Raw genomic sequence first — 1,551 nt, 5'->3', positions numbered from 1 at the left:
GTATCTGCTGAATTTCTATTTTATGAAAGAAATAGCTGGTTCTCCATAGCACAGTGTGCAATTATTTAACAACTCTTAAACGGCCAATAAATCCTCATAAAAGAAAGGAGCAGTTTCCAATGATCAAAAATTCATTTAAAGAGTCTTTTTCCCCTGAATGGATAAAAAAAAATAACAAATCCGAATCATGAACTTGTCATTATTCGCAACATCATCCCGTGGCATAAAATTATCGACAGATTAACTTCATTTTATGATGACTCTAAAGGAGCTTACGGGAAATCTCTTCGATGGATGATAGCTATCTTGATTGTCATGAGATATAGGGGACTAAGTGATCGAGAAGTTATCCGGCAGATAAAAGAAAATCGATACATTCAATATTTTTGTAATATTCCAGATGAAGTGTTGCAAACATTCATTCATCATACCTCCATATACGTTTTTAGAAAGCGAATCGGCAAACAAGGTGTTGAGATGATTGAAAATGAAGTTTTTGAAGTCCTTCGTCGTGCAGGGGTAATCAAAGGTGATAATGCTTTGATAGATTCCAGCGTATTGCCCAATGATATTATTTATCCCAATGATGTTCTTTTACTATATCGTGCCTTTAAAAAAATGAAAGAATTCGCCAAGTTGCATAAAATTTCATTATGGTGGGATGATAAGGAAATCAAGCGTCTATGGAAAGAGTATAATCTTCAAAAGCGATCTAATCGCCTGGAATGGTTGATAATATTCAACCTTCTATTTGTCCCCGCCCTGGAACAATTTAAAGAAATGGTCAACAATCTGGAAACGAGACCAAAAAGAGAAGAGAAAGCAAAAGTACTGCTGAATCTCTTAGAACTGCTTGAAACACAGACTTTAGAGAAAATAAATGGTGAAACTCACATAGACAATCGTATTGTGTCACTTGACGAACCAGATGCCCGTCCTATTAAGAAAGGAAAAGAGCATCCAAAATGTGAGTTTGGTTCCACAATACAAATGTCTTTCAATCGGGAAGGCTTTATGATCACAATTGAAAATTTTATCGGCAACCCCAATGACAAAAAACTCTTTCCGGAAACATTGGCTCTTTTTACAAAGCGTATGAAAGAAGAGCCGGAAACGGTAACTACAGACCTGGGTTTTCGAAGTCAGGATAACTTTAAAGTATCAAAAAACATAAAAAATGTATTTTTAGGTCGTACCGATGATGTCTCAGAAGATAAAAAAGACTTTTGTTGTAAAGCCCGATCCGCAACGGAAGGCTTCATTGCAGTTGCAAAGAATTTAAGGGGGTTCGGACGAAGCCTTTACAAAGGTTTTGAAGGTGATCGCATATGGTCAGTGCTTTGCCAAACCAGTTATAATTTAAAAAAATTTATTCTACTTTTACAAAAAGAAAAAATTGAAGAACACTCTTTGGTGAAGCTAGGGTTAGCATAGCTAATAATAAATAATTTGTAAAAAAATCAATTCAAATAGACGATAGAGGTGCACTTTGAAATTCTGATGATATGCTAATATTTCATTCTTTACCAAAAAATGATTCCTTTTTCATGA

1 protein-coding gene is annotated in these 1,551 nt (G+C 34.9%); it reads left to right on the top strand.

The features are described 5' to 3' along the window. Positions 1–171 precede the first annotated feature (171 nt). Positions 172–1,434: a transposase gene (locus tag MTBBW1_RS27130; RefSeq protein WP_080810114.1), complete on the top strand. Its 1,263-nt coding sequence runs from the start codon at positions 172–174 to the stop codon at positions 1,432–1,434. Positions 1,435–1,551: the final 117 nt, after the last annotated feature.

The organism is Desulfamplus magnetovallimortis, from assembly GCF_900170035.1.
Lineage (GTDB): Bacteria > Desulfobacterota > Desulfobacteria > Desulfobacterales > Desulfobacteraceae > Desulfamplus > Desulfamplus magnetovallimortis.
This window is presented reverse-complemented; position numbering and strand designations above follow the sequence as displayed.